Origin of the sequence: Streptomyces sp. NPDC006476, from assembly GCF_040612015.1 — a bacterium.
Lineage (GTDB): Bacteria > Actinomycetota > Actinomycetes > Streptomycetales > Streptomycetaceae > Streptomyces > Streptomyces griseorubiginosus_B.
In genome coordinates, this window is record NZ_JBEXPK010000006.1 from 94,260 (window position 1) to 110,769 (window position 16,510).

The 16,510-nt window shown below is 70.9% G+C and carries 18 protein-coding genes; 14 read left to right on the forward strand and 4 right to left on the reverse strand.

Annotation, left to right across the window (positions count from 1 at the left end; translation table 11 throughout):
• The first annotated feature begins 102 nt into the window (after positions 1-102).
• The 12 genes from ABZZ74_RS08810 to ABZZ74_RS08865 all read left to right on the forward strand — a co-directional run bounded on the left by ABZZ74_RS08810 (position 103) and on the right by ABZZ74_RS08865 (position 12,484).
• Entirely contained in the window at positions 103-1,230 is a 1,128-nt protein-coding gene (locus ABZZ74_RS08810) for a substrate-binding domain-containing protein (protein ID WP_356762591.1), read from the forward strand.
• A 113-nt stretch (positions 1,231-1,343) separates the two neighbouring features.
• Entirely contained in the window at positions 1,344-2,378 is a 1,035-nt protein-coding gene (locus tag ABZZ74_RS08815; protein ID WP_356762592.1) for an ABC transporter permease, read from the forward strand.
• The gene (locus ABZZ74_RS08820; protein ID WP_356762593.1) at positions 2,375-3,157 is read left to right on the forward strand and encodes an ATP-binding cassette domain-containing protein; all 783 of its coding nucleotides are present in this window, start codon (positions 2,375-2,377) and stop codon (positions 3,155-3,157) included. Before ABZZ74_RS08815 ends, ABZZ74_RS08820 begins: the two co-directional genes overlap by 4 nt.
• An 81-nt stretch (positions 3,158-3,238) precedes the next feature.
• Positions 3,239-3,532, forward strand: coding sequence for a putative quinol monooxygenase (locus tag ABZZ74_RS08825; RefSeq protein ID WP_356762594.1), 294 nt, complete (start codon positions 3,239-3,241; stop codon positions 3,530-3,532).
• 414 nt (positions 3,533-3,946) lie between these two features.
• The gene (locus ABZZ74_RS08830; RefSeq protein WP_356762595.1) at positions 3,947-4,366 is read left to right on the forward strand and encodes a LamG domain-containing protein; all 420 of its coding nucleotides are present in this window, start codon (positions 3,947-3,949) and stop codon (positions 4,364-4,366) included.
• Between the two features lie 129 nt (positions 4,367-4,495).
• Positions 4,496-6,655, forward strand: a complete 2,160-nt coding sequence (locus tag ABZZ74_RS08835) for a DUF1996 domain-containing protein (RefSeq protein ID WP_356762596.1) — start codon at positions 4,496-4,498, stop codon at positions 6,653-6,655.
• Positions 6,656-6,752: 97 nt separating this feature from the next.
• Positions 6,753-7,205, forward strand: coding sequence for an NAD(P)H-dependent oxidoreductase (locus ABZZ74_RS08840; protein WP_356762597.1), 453 nt, complete (start codon positions 6,753-6,755; stop codon positions 7,203-7,205).
• Between the two features lie 31 nt (positions 7,206-7,236).
• Complete coding sequence (locus ABZZ74_RS08845; RefSeq protein WP_356762598.1) at positions 7,237-7,473, forward strand: hypothetical protein; 237 nt, start codon at positions 7,237-7,239, stop codon at positions 7,471-7,473.
• 94 nt (positions 7,474-7,567) lie between these two features.
• Positions 7,568-8,749 (forward strand): serine hydrolase domain-containing protein, encoded by a 1,182-nt coding sequence (locus tag ABZZ74_RS08850; RefSeq protein WP_356762599.1) that lies wholly within the window; start codon positions 7,568-7,570, stop codon positions 8,747-8,749.
• An 83-nt stretch (positions 8,750-8,832) separates the two neighbouring features.
• A complete protein-coding gene (gene pgm / locus ABZZ74_RS08855; RefSeq protein WP_356762600.1) occupies positions 8,833-10,473 on the forward strand; it encodes a phosphoglucomutase (alpha-D-glucose-1,6-bisphosphate-dependent) in 1,641 nt (546 codons plus the stop codon).
• A gap of 127 nt (positions 10,474-10,600) precedes the next feature.
• On the forward strand, positions 10,601-11,431 hold the full coding sequence (locus ABZZ74_RS08860; RefSeq protein WP_356762601.1) for a PP2C family protein-serine/threonine phosphatase: 831 nt from the start codon (positions 10,601-10,603) through the stop codon (positions 11,429-11,431).
• A 39-nt stretch (positions 11,432-11,470) separates the two neighbouring features.
• Positions 11,471-12,484: an MASE1 domain-containing protein gene (locus ABZZ74_RS08865; RefSeq protein WP_356762602.1), complete on the forward strand. Its 1,014-nt coding sequence runs from the start codon at positions 11,471-11,473 to the stop codon at positions 12,482-12,484.
• Here ABZZ74_RS08865 and ABZZ74_RS08870 read toward each other — a convergent pair.
• From ABZZ74_RS08870 to ABZZ74_RS08880, 3 genes are all read right to left on the reverse strand, one after another.
• Positions 12,466-12,930 (reverse strand): hypothetical protein, encoded by a 465-nt coding sequence (locus ABZZ74_RS08870; RefSeq protein WP_356762603.1) that lies wholly within the window; start codon positions 12,928-12,930, stop codon positions 12,466-12,468. The genes ABZZ74_RS08865 and ABZZ74_RS08870 overlap by 19 nt on opposite strands.
• 39 nt (positions 12,931-12,969) lie before the next feature.
• Positions 12,970-13,389 (reverse strand): metalloregulator ArsR/SmtB family transcription factor, encoded by a 420-nt coding sequence (locus ABZZ74_RS08875; protein ID WP_356762604.1) that lies wholly within the window; start codon positions 13,387-13,389, stop codon positions 12,970-12,972.
• A 195-nt stretch (positions 13,390-13,584) separates the two neighbouring features.
• Entirely contained in the window at positions 13,585-13,959 is a 375-nt protein-coding gene (locus ABZZ74_RS08880) for a hypothetical protein (RefSeq protein ID WP_133043789.1), read from the reverse strand.
• 287 nt (positions 13,960-14,246) lie between these two features.
• On the opposite strand from ABZZ74_RS08880, the gene ABZZ74_RS08885 reads away from it, so the two are divergent.
• Positions 14,247-14,660: an SRPBCC family protein gene (locus tag ABZZ74_RS08885; RefSeq protein WP_356762605.1), complete on the forward strand. Its 414-nt coding sequence runs from the start codon at positions 14,247-14,249 to the stop codon at positions 14,658-14,660.
• A 43-nt stretch (positions 14,661-14,703) separates the two neighbouring features.
• Positions 14,704-14,970 (forward strand): hypothetical protein, encoded by a 267-nt coding sequence (locus ABZZ74_RS08890; RefSeq protein WP_133043791.1) that lies wholly within the window; start codon positions 14,704-14,706, stop codon positions 14,968-14,970.
• A 4-nt stretch (positions 14,971-14,974) separates the two neighbouring features.
• Here the strand turns inward: ABZZ74_RS08890 and ABZZ74_RS08895 are convergent, their stop codons facing one another.
• Positions 14,975-16,441, reverse strand: coding sequence for an HAD-IA family hydrolase (locus ABZZ74_RS08895; RefSeq protein ID WP_356762606.1), 1,467 nt, complete (start codon positions 16,439-16,441; stop codon positions 14,975-14,977).
• Positions 16,442-16,510 lie beyond the last annotated feature (69 nt).

Below are 16,510 nucleotides of genomic sequence, written 5' to 3' on the forward strand. Positions count from 1 at the left end.
TCTATCAGCGTCTTGACGGGCTCGTCCATACAGGCCCAGTATCTCGCCCAGTCAACGTTGTCTCAGCGTCGACCACGGGACGGCTCCGAAAGGGATCAAGCCATGAACTTCTCCACCAGCCAGGCATCGAGCCTTCGCAGTCGGCGCATCCGGGCGGCAGCCGTCGGCATCACCGTGTGCCTCGGTGTCACCCTCACCGCCTGCGGTTCCTCGGACTCGAGCAGCTCCGCGTCCGGGTCGGGCGGCGGCGGCAAGGTGGGCGTCTCGCTGATCCTCAAGACGCTCACCAACCCCTACTTCGTGAGCATGGAGAAGGACGCCAAGACCCAGGCCGCCAAGGACAAGGTGAGCCTCACCGTGGCGGCGGGCACCACCGACGGCGACACCCAGACGCAGATCACGGCCATCGACAACGCCATCTCACGCGGCGACAAGGGCATCCTGATCACCACCAACGGCGACGCGGTGAACGCCGCGCTCAAGCGCGCCAAGCAGGCCGGCCTGTTCGTGATCGCCCTGGACACCGCGCCCAACCCGGCCGACGTCGCCGACATCACCTACGCCACCGACAACGAGCAGGCCGGCAAGCTCGACGGCCAGTACGCCGCGGCGGCCCTGAACGGCAAGCCCGCGGTCATCGCCATGCTCGACCTGTTCAACAACCAGGTCGTCTCCGTCGACATCGACCGGGACCACGGCTTCCTGGAGGGCATGGGCATCGACCCGGGCAGCAAGACGGAGAACGGCAAGGAGGCCAAGTCCGGCAAGTACACCGGCGGCAAGGGCGGCACGTACAAGATCGCCTGCCACCAGCCCACCCAGGGTGCCATCGACGGCGGACGCACCGCGATGGAGAACTGCCTGTCGTCCAACCCGGACATCAACGTCGTATACGCCATCAACGAGCCCGCCGGCGAGGGCGCCTACAACGCCCTGAAGGCGGCCGGCAAGGAGAAGAACGTCGCGATCTACGCGATCGACGGCAGCTGCTCCGGCCTGAAGAACGTCACCAGCGGGAAGTTCGCGGCCGACGCCGTGCAGTACCCCGGCAAGATGGCCGCTCTCGGCGTCAGCTCCATCGCCAAGCTGGCCCGCGGCGGCAGCAAGCCCAGCGTGACCAACGGCAAGTCGTTCTACGACACCGGCACCGCGCTGGTCGCCGCCAAGGCCCTCGACGGTCTGACCGTCCAGTCCCCGTCGCAGGCCGCATCCGCCTGCTGGGGCAGCTGATCCCCTCCGAGCCGGTGCGCCGCCGGCCCCCGACCCCCGGCGGCGCACCCGCACGTCATGAGCCCCGGCGCCCGAATGAAGGCCCGCACGAGGACAATCCGGAAGGACCCCCTGTGACCACCCACGTGGACAGTCAAGCCACACCGGCACCGGCGGAGGAGTTCCTCAACCGGCCCGCCACCCCGGCCCAGCGCATCCACTCCGTGCTGCACCGCCAGCCGGCCCTCAGCCCGGCGATCGTCCTGGTACTCGCCGCGATCGTGTTCTCCCTGGTCAACGACCGCTTCTACGCCCTGCAGAACCTGTCGCTGGTGGCCCAGCAGGTCGCTGTCATCGGCTCGCTCGCCGTCGGCCAGACCGTCATCATCCTCACCGCCGGCATCGACCTGTCCATCGGCGCGGTCATGGTGCTCGCCTCGCTGCTGATGTCGAAGCTCGTCGCCGACAACCACTGGCCGGGTGTGACGGCCCTGCTCGCCGGGGCGGTCGTCGCCATCGCCGCCCAGGCCGTCAACGGACTGCTGGTCACCAAGATCAAGCTGCCGCCCTTCATCGTCACCCTCGGCACGCTGAGCGTCTTCACGGCGATCACGCTCATCTACGCCAAGGGGCAGACCGTCTCCCTGCAGCCGGGGAACATCCTGATGTGGAGCGGCGAGACGATCTCCATCGGCCAGCTGAACCTGACCTACGGTGTCCTGCTCATGATCGCCTTGTACGTGGTGATCGGCTATGCCCTGCGGTACACCGCCTGGGGCCGGCACCTGTACGCCGTGGGAGACGACATCGAGGCCGCCCGACTGGCCGGCATCTCCGTCAACCGGGTCCTGCTGAGCGCCTACGTCGTCGGTGGCTTCGCCATCGCCGTCGGTGCCTGGATCCTGGTCGGCCGGGTCGGCGGCGGCGACCCCAACAGCGGTCTCAACGCCAATCTGCAGTCCATCACCGCCGTCGTCATCGGCGGAACCAGCCTCTTCGGCGGACGCGGCGTGGTGATCGGCTCACTGATCGGCGCGCTCATCGTCCAGGTCTTCGTCAACGGCCTCGCGCTGGCCGGCATCGACCCCAACTACCAAGTCCTCGCGGTCGGCATCCTGGTGATCGCGGCCGTCTCCGTCGACCAGTGGATCCGGAGCGTGAAGTCGTGACAACCCCCACCGCCCCCGTCCTCGAAGCCAAGGGCCTGGTCAAGGTCTTCGGCAGGGTCGTCGGTCTCAACGACGTCGACCTCACCCTGTACCCCGGCGAGGTCCTCGCCGTCATCGGCGACAACGGCGCCGGCAAGTCCACCCTGATCAAATGCCTGTCCGGAGCCCTTGTTCCGGACCAGGGCAGCATCCTCGTGGACGGCAAGGAGGTCGGCTTCAAGCGCCCTCAGGACGCCCGCGACGCCGGCATCGAGACCGTCTACCAGACCCTGGCCGTCGCCCCGGCACTGGACATCGCCAGCAATCTGTTCCTCGCTCGCGAGATCCGCCGCAAGGGCGTGCTCGGTTCGGTGTTCCGCATGCTCGACACCGGCGAGATGAAGAAGCAGGCGTCCGAGCACATCAAGCGACTCGGTATCAGCACCCTGCAGAACATCAACCAGGCCGTGGAGACCCTCTCCGGGGGCCAGCGCCAGTCGGTGGCCGTCGCCCGCGCGGGCGCCTTCGGCGGCCGGGTCGTCATCCTCGACGAGCCCACCGCCGCCCTGGGCGTCCGGGAGACCGGCCAGGTCCTCAAGCTCGTCCGCGACCTGCGCGACCAGGGCCTCGGCGTCATCCTCATCAGCCACAACATGCCGAACGTCTTCGACGTCGCCGATCGCATCCACATCCAGCGTCTCGGCGGCTGCGCCGGCGTCATCACCCCGCAGTCCCACTCCATGGAGGACGCGGTCGCCATCATGACCGGGGCCAAAAAGCTCCTCCCGAAGGCCGGTTGACAACTCCGGCCGGATGGCCGCCACGTCTCTGACGCCCGGCGTCGGACAGCCGCACCGCACCCCACACAAGGACACCCCATCGTGAAAAAGACCCTGTTCGCCGAGTTCACCGCCCGCGAGGGGGCTGAGGACGAGGTCGCCGGCCTGCTGCGGGACTACACCCGGAAGGTGCGCGAGGAGGAGGGCAACCTCGCCTTCGAGGCCTACACCAGGGCAGCCGACCCGCGCGCCTTCTGGATCTTCGAGGTGTACCAGGACGAGGACGCCTTCCAGGCACACCTCAAGGCTCCCTACGGTGCCCCGTTCAACACCGCCCTCGCCCCGCTGATCGAGGAGGACGCGTCCGTACTGACCTTCCTCGACCCTCTCGGCTGACCACACCGGATCCGAGGACCGAGGCGCCGCTGTCGGCGACAACGACCTTGCGGGGCGCACCGACTCACGGTTGCGCCCCGCCGCGTGTCCGGCTGGACGGCGATCGCCGGCTCCGCGTCCGTCACGCCGAGTACGCCGGATCGACGTCGCTCTCGCCGCCCCCGCCGGGCCGCGGTCCGGGTTGTGCGGCAGGTAGGTGCCGGAGCAGCGCCTGATCCACCACGTTCCCGCTCACGCCGGCACCGGAGTTGACCCAGGCCAGACCCTCGATCCGGGCGTTGCCGGTGACTGTTGTCGACCCAGCTGCCGCCGTCGGCGTGCCCCGCCGCCGGAGTTCGCCGCCTGGTACCGCTTCGACGGGACCACCGGCACGACCGCCGCCGAGCCACCGGAAACGGCAGACTCGGTGGCCACATGGGTGAGGCTCGACGGCCAACCCGACCACTGGACCGGATCTTCGACTTCGGCACCGGCGTCACCGCCAACATGTCCCTCACCCCGCGCAGCGACGCCGGGACCCTCCGGTACGCGATCACCGCGGGCGGCGGCGGAGCCGAACAGCGCATCGACGCCGATCCGATGCCGACCTACCGCTGGGTGCACGTGGCCGTCACCTACGGCAGCGGCACGGCCGTGTTCTGCGTCGACGCGGCGGAGGTCGGCCGCAACTCCCGGGTCACCGTCGAGCCGGGGTACTTCGGCAACCTCACCCGGGCCGAGTACCTGGGCAGGGCCCAGTACGCCGACCCGTACCTGAAGGCCTCCGTCGACGACTTCCGCGTGTACGGCAGGACTCTGACGGCCGACCAGGTCACGGCGCCGGCACGGGCCTGAGGAAGAGGGGCGTGAGATCTCCACTGAGAATCTTCTATGAATCCGAGGGGCGATTGAACGGACGGGCCCCGCGGTCCGTATGGGGCGAGGGATTTCCATGCCTGACCGCCATGACGTAGGAGAACTCTCGTGGGACGCAGCACTCGCAGACGCCCGACAGGCCCACGCCGCGCCACCTTCGCGGCCTTCGCGCTGATCCTGGGTGGCGGCGGGCTCGTCGCGGCCAACGTCTACGCCTCCGCCACCGAGGGCGGTTCGGACGGGGAACAGGCCACCACGCGCAGCGCCATGTCCGGCACGATCGACTGTCCGGACGTCGGCAGCAAGCTGACGCAGGTACCCGACCAGGCACGGCCGGACGTCGACCAGCAACTGGCCCAGCTGGACCAGCAGATCGCGGAGGCCTACCAGCGGCTGCAGGCGGCGACCCCGGAACAGCGGCAGGACAGCGGGTTCACCGACGGCACCGTGATGAACCCGCTGAAGGAGAAGCGGACCGAGACCATCGGGCGGATCACCGACGCCATCGACAACGCCGGTGACCGCCCCTCGGGTCTCGACGACCTCGCCGGCTGCTCCCTGCGCACCTGGAATCAGCAGGACGGCGGGCAGGGCGCGAGCAGCAGCCCGCAGAACGGCCAGAACCAGGGACAGGACCAGGGGCAAGGTCAGGGCCAAGGCCAGGGTCAGGGCCAGGGTCAGGGTCAGGGCAACCAGCAGTCGGGCAACGGGGGTCAGGCCGGAAACGGGCCGGTCACCGCGGACTACCAGGACATCAACACCGTCCAGCCCAACGCCCCGGCGCCGGATCTGAACTCCTTCGTCTCCAAGGGCACCTTCACCACCAGCTGCGGTGTCAACGCGGGCGGGCTGCGCAACTCGGACAACGTGATCGTCGCCCCCGGTGTCACCAACGGCGCCCACCACTTCCACGACTACATCGGCAACCAGTCCAACAACGCCTTCGCCAGCGACGACGACCTCGCGAAGGCCGACACCAGCTGCGAGAACCAGGGCGACAAGTCCACGTACTACTGGCCGGTGCTGCGTCTGCAGAACGGCACACAGGAGAAGGACGCGGGCTCGCCCGGTGGCGGCATCGAGGGCAACGCCGGCCAGATCGTCACGCCCAAGCAGGTCACGATGACGTTCATCGGCAGCCCGCGCAGCCAGGTCACGGAAATGCCTCGGCTGCTGCGCATCATCACCGGTGACGCGAAGGCCTTCGTCAACGGTCCGGCCAACGCCAACGCCTCCTGGAGCTGCACCGGGTTCGAGGACCGGCAGCTCAAGGACAAGTACCCGCTGTGCCCGCAGGGCAGCGACGTGGTGCGCACCTTCCGCTTCCAGAGCTGCTGGGACGGCCGCAACATCGACAGCGCCAACCACCGCACCCACGTGGCCTTCGCCGACGCCTCCGGCAACTGCGCGAACGGGTTCAAGGCGATACCCCAGCTGGTGCAGCGGATCGTCTACGACGTCAAGGCGCCCAGCCTCCAGGACGGCGGCCGTACGACACCGCTGTTCGCGGTGGACTCCTTCCCGGAACAGCTGCACAAGCCGGTCACCGACCACGGCGACTTCATCAACGTCTTCGACGAGAACCTGATGAAGGAGATGGTGTCCTGCATCAACGGCGGCCGTCAGTGTGGCTCCGGCACCGGTGAGGACCCGGGCGGCGACGACGGAGCGACCCAGCAGCCGAGCGAGCAGCCGACGGACCAGCCCGGCGGGCAGCAGTCCCAGAACCCGACAGCCGAGCCGACGCAGACCGTCACCACCCCGCCCGCCGGGGGCGACCAGGGCAACGGCGGCGACAAGGGAGACCAGGGCGGTTCCGGCGGCAAGGGCGACCAGGGTGGGGCGTCCGGCTCAGGGAACAACGGCAACCAGGGTTCCGGCTCCGGCGACAACGGCAACTCCGGCTCCGGATCGGGCGAGCAGCAGACGCAGCCCGCGACCACCGCGCCGCAGACCCAGCCGGCGAACGACGACCAGCCGACCATCTCCAGCACGTCGGTGCCCAAGGTCTACGCGAAGCCCTCGCCCTCCCGCAGCGCAGCGGCCGCCCCGGCCAACGGCGGCGGCAACTCCGGTGACGGCTCCGCCCAGTCCCAGGCCACCGGCGGCAACGCCCCGATCGCCGCGAACCAGACCGAGCCCCAGGCCGTCCAGGGCGGGAACCTCGCCGAGACCGGTACCTCGCTGTGGCCCGCCGCGGCCGGCACCGTGCTGCTGATCGGCGGCCTGATCCTGCTGGCCCGCTCCAAGCGCAGCTTCCTGCGCTGACCTCGCGGGGCGCACGGACCAGCCACCGGCTCCGTGCGCCCCGCCCCGGCGCGGCGTCGCCTTGCGCGAGGCGGGCAGGCGACGGCAGTGTGCCGGTGTGCCCACCTTGCTGATCGTGCATCACACGCCGTCGCCCAACTGCCAGACGCTGCTGGAAGCCGTCGTCTCCGGTGCCACCGCGCCGGAGATCGATGGTGTCGAGGTGGTCCGCCGCCCGGCCCTGTCGGCCTCGGCGTCCGACGTGCTCGCGGCCGACGCGTATCTGCTGGGCACCCCGGCCAACATCGGGTACATGTCGGGGGCCCTCAAGCACTTCTTCGACCAGATCTACTACCCGTGCCTGGACGCCACCCAGGGCCGTCCCTTCGGCTACTACGTGCACGGCGGCAGCGACGTCACCGGCGCGGTGCGCGGTATCGACGCGATCACCACCGGACTCGGCTGGCGTCGTACCGCGCGGCCCGTCACGGTCACCGGCGAGCCCCGCAAGGCGGACGTCGAGGCGTGCTGGGAACTGGGCGCGACGCTCGCAGCCGGACTATTGGACTGATCACTTCCTCCATGGACCATTGCGGAGATCCGTGCCTTTCGCAGGCTGTGGGGTGGCGCGGCTCGCAGCCGTCGTCATGGGCGTCCTCGGCATGTCCTGGGGCCCTGGTGTCCTGGGGCGCCAACACCGCCAGCAGAACCCCGGCATCGTCTCCGTCCCGGTCGGCGTCCTCCTCGGCCGGCTCGGCTCGCTCCTGAGCGGACGCCAGGAGACCCAGGCGTACGACGAGTTCGAGGTGCGCACTCTCGTCGGATTCGATCAGTCCTGATGGCCGCGCCGTTGCGCCGTATGCAGCAGCCCGGGACGCTCCCGTCGCCGACGCGGGGAAAGGTGGGCCTGTCGACCGCCCCCCCGGAGCCCCCATGCCTTCATCCCAGCCCCGCACCCGCCGACTCCGACTGCGCGCGGCCTGTGTCGCCGCGCTCTGCCTGGCCGCACTGACCCCGGCCACCGCGAGCACCGCCGCCACCCCCGGCCCCCGCGACACCGACCTGCGCCGGCAGCTCGAAGCCCTGGTGGACACCCCGGGCGGCCCGCCCGGTGCCATCGCGGTCCTGCAGCAGGACGGTCACCGGCGTGTCGTCACAGCCGGCGTCGCCGACCTCGCCACCGGCCGCAAGCCGCAGATCAACGACCACATGCGCATCGCCAGCGTGGCGAAGGCGTTCAGCGGCGCGGTCGCTCTCAGCCTCGTCGACCGGCACGCGCTCCGCCTGGACGACACCATCGGCCGCAGACTGCCCCAGCTTCCCAAAGCCTGGTACCAGGTGACCCTGCGTCAACTCCTGAACCACACCAGCGGCCTGCCCGACTACTCGGACGACCCGGAGTTCCGGCAGATCATCACGGCCGACCCGCACCACATCTTCGATCCCCATCACCTGCTCGACTTCGTGGCCGACGAGCCCCTGCTGTTCCGTCCCGGCAGCCAGTACCACTACTCCAACTCCGACAACATCGCCGTCGCCCTGATGGCGGAGGCGGTCACCGGGACGCCGTACGAGCAACTGCTGCGCGAGCTCGTCTACCGGCCGCTGCACCTGCGCGACACCAGCCTGCCCCAGGGCTACCTCATGCCCCGGCCCTATCTGCACGGCTATGCCGTCGCCCCGCCCGCGCCCCCGGAGGACGTCAGCGAACTCTTCAGCGCCTCCGCCTCATGGGCATCGGGAGGCATCGTCTCCACGCCCGCCGACCTGACCCGCTTCATCCGCGGCTACGTGGGCGGCGCCCTCTTCGGCCCGGACGTCGTACGCCAGCAACGGCGCTGGATCCCCGGGGCGTCCGAGCCCGCGGGTCCCGGCCGCAACTCCGCCGGGCTGGCGCTGTTCCGCTACGAGACCCGGTGCGGTGTCGTGCTGGGGCACACCGGAAACACCGCCGGCTACACCCAGCTGGCCGCCGCCACCCCCGACGGCCGCCGGTCGCTGACCTTCTCCGTCACCTCACAGATCACCCAGTCCACCAACCCGCAGCTGCTGCAACGCCTGCGCACCGTCCAGGAGAACTTCGTGTGCGCGCTGCTGGGGCGGCCCGGACACTGACCCGCTCTCGCTTGCCGCCCCCTTGACGAGGGAAGATGGGGGGCGGCAGGCGTTTTGGTCAACCGATGTGGAGGAGCGGGCACATGCAGCACGAGCGAGCGGGTCAGCCGGCGGGCCCCGAGGACCTCGTCGACGTCGCCCGGCTGGTCACCGCGTACTACGCGCTGCACCCGGACCCCGCGGACCCGGGGCAGCGGGTGGCGTTCGGTACCTCGGGGCACCGCGGGTCGTCCCTGGCGACCGCGTTCAACGAGGACCACATCGCCGCCACCAGCCAGGCGATCTGCGAGTACCGGGCCCGGCAGGGCACCGACGGGCCCCTCTTCCTCGGCGCCGACAGCCATGCCCTGTCCGAGCCGGCGCAGGTCACCGCGCTCGAGGTGTTCGCGGCCAACGGCGTGACGGTGCTCATCGACAGCGCCGACGGCTACACGCCCACCCCGGCGGTCTCGCACGCCATCCTCACCCACAACCGCGGCCGCGCCTCCGGCCTCGCCGACGGCGTCGTGGTCACCCCCTCCCACAACCCGCCCGCCGACGGAGGCTTCAAGTACAACCCGCCGAGCGGGGGACCGGCCGGCTCGGAGGCCACGTCCTGGATCCAGGACCGGGCCAACGAGATCATCGCCGGCGGTCTGAAGGACGTACAGCGCGTCACCTATGCCCGGGCGCTCGCCGCCGAGACCACTCGGCGCCACGACTACCTGGGCGCGTACGTCGCCGACCTGCCCCAGGTGCTGGACCTCGACGCCATCCGCTCCGCCGGCGTCCGCATCGGCGCCGACCCGCTGGGCGGGGCCTCGGTGGCCTACTGGGGCCGGATCGCCGAGCAGCACCGGCTCGACCTGACCGTGGTCAACCCGCTCACCGATCCCACCTGGCGGTTCATGACGCTGGACTGGGACGGCAAGATCCGGATGGACTGCTCCTCGCCGTACGCGATGGCCTCGCTGATCGAACAGCGGGACCGTTTCACCATCGCCACGGGCAATGACGCCGACTCCGACCGGCACGGCATCGTCACCCCGGACGCCGGTCTGATGAACCCCAACCACTACCTGGCCGCCGCCATCGCCTACCTCTACGGCCACCGCGACCAGTGGCCCGCCGACACCGGTATCGGCAAGACCCTGGTGTCGTCGACCATGATCGACCGGGTCGCCGCGGACCTCGGACGCCGGCTGGTCGAGGTGCCGGTCGGGTTCAAGTGGTTCGTGGACGGTCTCGTCGACGGCTCGATCGGCTTCGGCGGCGAGGAGTCGGCGGGCGCCTCCTTCCTGCGCCGGGACGGCTCGGTGTGGACCACCGACAAGGACGGCATCATCCTGGCGCTGCTCGCCTCGGAGATCACCGCCGTCACCGGAAGGACCCCCTCGGAGCACTACGCGGCCCTGACCGAGCGCTTCGGGACCCCGGCCTACGCACGTATCGACGCCCCCGCGACCCGCGAGGAGAAGGCACTGCTGGCCAAGCTCTCATCGGCCCAGGTCACCGCCGACACCCTGGCCGGCGAGCCGGTCACCGGGGTGCTCACCGAGGCACCGGGCAACGGCGCCGCGATCGGCGGTATCAAGGTCAGTACCGAGAACGCCTGGTTCGCGGCCCGCCCGTCGGGCACCGAGGACGTGTACAAGATCTACGCCGAGTCCTTCCACGGTCCCGACCACCTGCGCCAGGTGCAGGAGGAGGCGAAGGACGTCGTCATGGCCGCCCTGGGCGGCTGATCACCGTGGTGGTGGAGTCAGGGCGGAACCCCGCTTCGCCCTGACTCTGTCGTTATGATCCTCTTAAACCCGAAATCGGGGGTTTGCCCTGAAGGGGCGACGGCCCACGGCCCCGCCGGAGTGATCAATGTCCCTCACACGCCCTACGGAGGACGGCGACGAACTGCTCGCCCGTCTCGGGTCGCTGACCGCCCGGGCGCGCGAGCTGGCCGAGCTGCAGCGCTCCCGGGTCGAGCTGGCCGTCGCCCTGCAGCGCGGCATGCTGCCCAGGGACCTGCCGTCCGCACACCACCTCCGCCTGGCCGTCCGCTACGCCCCCGCCTACCACGGCCTCAACGTCGGAGGCGACTGGTACGACGCCTTCACCATGCCCGACGGCCGCATCGGACTGTCCATCGGCGACGTCCAGGGCCACAACATCGAGGCGGCCGCGTTCATGGGCCAGGTCCGGGTCACCCTGCGGGCCCTCGCCTCCGTGGCGAGCGAGCCCGGGGAGCTGCTGGCCCGCACCAACGACCTGCTCCTGTCCCTGGGCACCGACCTCTTCGCCACCTGCACCTTCATACGGCTCGACCCGGCCACCGGCGCCCTGGAGAGCGCCCGCGCCGGACACGTCCCCCACATCTGGGCCACCGCCGACGGAAAGTCCGGCGTCGCCGAGGACGAGGGCGGCCCGCCGCTCGGCATCCTGGACGGCGTCCGCTATCCCGTGACCCGGCACCGGATCACCCCCGGCGGAGTGTTGGTCCTGGTCACCGACGGCGTCGTGGAGGGCCCCTCGCTGAGCGTCGACGAGGGTCTCGACCAGGTCGCCCGGCTCGCCGGCATCGCCGCCGTGGCAGGCATGCCGGCCGACCCGCTGGCCGCCGCCGTGATGAAGGTGGCCGAACGGGTCGGGCACGAGGACGACGCGGCCGTCCTGGTCGTCACCCACGACGACCCGGCCGCGACGAGGTAGGACCGGCTCGCCTCGCCGAGCGGGCGGTGACGGTGTCTGATGGCATCTGTGGTGGGTAACCAGGGTCTGCGCCGCCCTCTCGACCTCGCCTTCCTGACGGCGGGCGTCGCCGCCGTCTATGTCGGAGCGGGGCGGCTGGGCCTGCTGCGCCAGCTGGTCGTCGAGAACGCCGTGGTCACCCCCATCTGGCCGCCCACCGGGGTGGCGCTGGCCTGTCTGCTGCTGTTCGGCCTGCGCGCCTGGCCCGGCATCGTCCTGGGGGCCCTCCTCGTCGTCATGTCCATCACGTCCGTCCAGCCCGATGTGATCGGCACCCTCGTGGGCAACACCGCCGCCCCCGTCTGCGCCTACTACCTGCTGTGCAGGGTGGGCTTCCGCACCGACCTCGCCCGGCTGCGGGACGGCGTGGCGCTGGTGTTCCTGGGCGCGCTGGCGTCCATGCTGATCAGCGCGACCGCGGGCGCCGGCTGCCTCGTGTTCACCGGGAAGCTCGCCGCGCACAGCTTCTGGCTCGTGTGGTCGGCGTGGTGGGTCGGCGACGCGATGGGGGTGCTGATCGTGACCCCGGTCCTGCTTCTGCTGCCCCGCGCGCACTGGCCGCCGCACCGGCCCCGCTGGACGGAGGCCGTCGGCCTGACCGTGGTCGCCTGCGCCCTCCTGCCCTTCGTAACCCGCAGCTCCGACAGCCTGCTCTTCCTCGTCTATCCGCTGGTGATCTGGGCGGCTCTGCGCTTCCAGCTCGCCGGCAGCATGCTGTGCGCGCTGGCCGCCTCCGTCCTGGCCACGGTCGCGGCGACCGAGGAGACCGGCCCGTTCGCGCGGCTGTCCCGCATCGAGATCATGATCAAGCTTCAGGCCTTCAACGGCGCGATGGCACTGACGGCGCTGCTGCTGTCAGCGGTGATCACCGAGCAGCTCAACACCAGACGCTCGGTGCAGCAGGCCTGTCAGGAGCTGGTCGAGGTGCTCGAACACCTGGCCGCGGGGGAGTCACCCCAGCTGCGGGCCGCGCGGGACGCTCAGGACCGGCGGGATCAGTCCCACAGCGGGTAGGACACCGTCCGTGAGAACCCCTCCGGGTGGCCGTTGGTGTACTTCAGGGTCATCCGGCCGTAGTGCGACAGCTGCGGCCGCTTCTTCCAGGGCCGCGGATGATCCAGCCGTACGACCACGGGGTAGGCGTGGAAGCGGCCCGCCGCGCAGTACGGCTTGCAGTCGTTGACCCAGTTCACGCCCACGGCGCGCGCCGACGCGGTTCCCCAGTGGAACCAACGCAGCGACGTCAGACGGCTGTTGCCGTCGCCGCAGGCGAGCACGAAGTCGGCCGGCCGGACCTTGGGATGGAAGAGACAGTCCACGAGCACCGGCGCCCTGACGTGCCGGGTGGCCTGGACGGCCGGCACGGATGTCGTACGGGCGGCCGAGGGCGCCCCGGCCGCGGCGGCCAGGGACGCGACGGCACAGAGGGTGACCACGATGGTGAGTGCGTGACGGCGCATGTCGGCTCCCGGCGCCCAGCAGTAGTACTGCATCCGACGCTACGACCGGCCGCCGGGTTCCACCACTCCGGCGGAGTAACGAGCCAGTTGCCCGCCGATGTGCGCCGCCGGTGGTGGTACCGGGGGAGCGGAGTCGGCCTGCCGCAACTCGGCGAGCAGCTCGTTCTGCCCGGCCAGCAGTTCGGTGAGGATACGACGGGCGGCGCGCAGCAGGTCGGCGACGTCACCGCCGGCCAGCGCGTAGCGGACGGTGGAGCCCTCCCGGATGGACACCACGATGCCGGAGCGGCGCAGCACGGCCAGCTGCTGGGAGAGGCTGGACGGCTCGATCTCGATGTCGGCGAGCAGGTCCCGCACCGGCACGGGCCCGTGCTGGAGCAGTTCCAGGACCCGGATGCGCACGGGGTGCCCGAGCATGCGGAAGAAGTCCGCCTTGGCCTGGTAGAGGGGGACCTGCATGAGTGCTCGCTCCCTGCCGGGTCGGGTGGGGTGCCGGGGTGCGGCGGCGCCCCGGGGCGCCGCCGCACACTCTCTGTCGCGCCGATCCTCGTCCCCCCGGGCAGCGTGCAGACACGAATTGGGACCATGCTGATGTGGTGACTTGAAGAAGTCTTCACATCATGGGCGCACGACGGCCAGGGACTTCGGCCCGGTCTAGATCTCCAGCTGTTCCTCGACCCGCTTGAGCTGGTGGCGGGCCATCGCCAGGTTGGAGCGCTCCTTGTCGAGCACGAGGTACAGGAACAGCCCGTTCCCCGTACGTCCGGTGATCAGCCGGATCAGGTGGTACTGCTTCTCCAGCGTGATCAGGATGTCCTCGATCCTGCTCTTGAGGCCCAGCTGCTCCATCGTGCGCACCTTGGCCCGGATCACGTCCGTGTTGCCGGCCGCGGCGATGGTCAGGTCCAGGTCCTTGCCCCCGCCCAGGGTGCCCAGGGCCATGCCACTGGTGTAGTCGACGACCGCGGCTCCCACCGACCCCTCGACCGCGGTCATCATCTCCTTCAGCGACACTTCCACACTCGCCATAGCGCCTCCCCTTGTCCGTCGGCTGCGGCGGACCGGCGTCCGCCGTTCCGTCCGATGCACGGACCGTAGGCGTGGCGCGGTGGCCGCGGGCCGGTGTCTCCGGGACTGACGGATGATGGCCGAACAGATGCGCCCACGGTCCGTTTCCGCGGCGGGAACTGCCCCGACCGGCCGCGAAGTTGGCGCTCCGCCCCGCGGCCCGGGCGGTCACCCCCCTGATCGTCGGTTCAACCACCGCAAAAAGGGCACGCGTCGGCTGTGCGCCACCCAACCGGAGGTGATGAGTGATGACCGAGTACGAGCGTTCCCGCGCCATGCCGGCCCTGCCCGAGCACGTCTTCGACCAGGCGGCCAACGTCGGCCAGCTGGACGGCTGGCTGCCGAACACGCTCCATGTGCGGCCCGAGCGGCTGCCGGCCGTCACCGTCCACGAGGAACACGCCGACCAGGACACGCCCGCCGTCCTGCGGCCGCACCCCGACGACATGCGGCTCGAATGGGGCACGAGCGACGACAGCGGCTACGCCGGCTGGCTGAAGGTGGACGGCACCGACAGCGCGACCAGCCGGGTGACCGTGCACCTGTCCTTCGCCGACGACACCCACGACCCCGGCGAGGCGGCGGTCCGGCAAGCCCTCGACACCAGCCTCGAGCGCCTCGAGGAACAGGTGCGGATGCGCGTCGACAACGCCGCCGGCTGACGCCCGGCCCCGCGTTGTCAGTGCCGGATGCGACGCTGAGGCCATGGACGAGACAGAGTTCATGCGGGGCCGGGTCTACGGCGCCGACCACGAGGACGCCGCACCCCGCCCCGGCCGCACCTACGCCGAGCTCATCGGCGGCCCGCTGGACGGCCTGCTGCTGGACATCACCGGCCGCAGCGAGGGCGATCTGCGCGAGGGGATACCCCTGCGCACGGAGATAGGCCGGTACGGCACCGGCGGCCGGGCCCTGTACGTACCGCGCCCCGAGGACGCCCGCCGCTTCGACTGGCACGGCGACAGCCCCTGACCCGTCACTCCACCCGGTGCACCGTGAACGTCGTCAGCACCGCCGCGTGGTCCGACGGCCAGTCGTTGCCGGCGATGTCGGGCCAGGCGCGCGGCACGCCCGTGACGACCGTGCGGGAGTCGGTGACCGTGAGGCCGCGCCCGTTGTGCAGGACGTAGTCGATCCGGTCCTGCGGCTCCTCGCGCGCGGGATCGTTCTCGTGCCGGGCGTGGATCGGCGACCAGGTGTGTCCGGGGGCGCGCACCGGGTCGGGGTGGGCCTCGCGGTAGGAGTCGCGCAGTCCCGCCTCCTCGGCGGCCCGGGTGACCGGCCAGGCGACCTGCGGCCAGTCCAGGTGGGAGGGGCAGTTGAAGTCGCCGGTCAGGACGACGGGCGTGGTCGGCCCGGCGGCCTCGGCGATCTGCCGCAGCGCGTCCCTCATCTGGGCGAGCCGCATGTCCTCGTGGGCGATCAGCTCGGCCGCCGGGAGCCCGTCGAAGGCGGCTTCGTAGGGGCCGTACGGCGTGTAGTGGAGGTGGGCCGTCCACACGTCGACCTCGTGCGTGCCGTCGACCCGGATACGGGCGCCGGTGGCCCCGTAGAAGCCGACCTCGAGATCGCCGTGACCTGCCGTGATCGGGTGGCGGCTGATGATGCCGAGGTTCTCGCCCGCCTGATGGTGGTGCCAGCCCAGCGCCTCGGCGAGTTCCCGGGCCGCCGTACCGGCCGTCTCCTGCAGGCCCACGACATCGGCCTCGGTGTCCAGGACGACCTTCAGCTGCTTGGCCCGGTGGTCGTCGACCTTCGCACCGCCGTGCCAGAGGTTCCAGCTCATCACCCGCAGCCGCGTTCCCAGCAGACCGCGCAACCGGCTCACGCTCGTCTCCTCCAGACTGGCCACGACCGTCCGCCCGGGCACGGTCTCGATGGGCGCGAGCGACGGTACCGCCAGCACGGCGCATCCGGCGGCCTCGGCGGAGCGGACACCGGTCGGCGTGTCCTCGACCGCCACACAGCCGGCCGGGTCGACGCCGAGGGCGCGGCAGGCGGTCAGATAGGGCTCCGGGTCGGGCTTGGTGCGCGCGGTGTCGTCGGCGGTGACGGACACCCGGAAGCGGTCGGCGCCGAGCACCGCCAGCACGCTGTCGGTGACGGCGCGCGGCGAGGCGGTGACCAACGCGGTCGGTACGCCTTCGCGGGCGAGGGCGTCGAGGAGGTCCAGCGCGCCGGGGCGGGGCACGATGCCGGTGCGCACCCGCTCGGTGAACTCGCGGTGCAGCCGGTCGGCGAGCCCCGGCGCGCCGGTGAGCGCGGTCAGCCAGGCGGCGGTGTGCTCGACCGGTCTGCCCAGCACCTCCGGCTGGTCGGCCTCGGTCAGCGGGCGGCCGAGGCCCGTGGCGATGTCCTGCACCGCCTCCCACCACAGCCGCTCGGTGTCGACGAGCGTGCCGTCCATGTCGAACAGGACAGCCTGGAGCGGGGGTTGGGTCACGGTCTCATCTTTCGGTGGGGGGGACAGGTACCGGCGTCCGCAGTCCAAGGACGCCGGGACGCCGGGAAT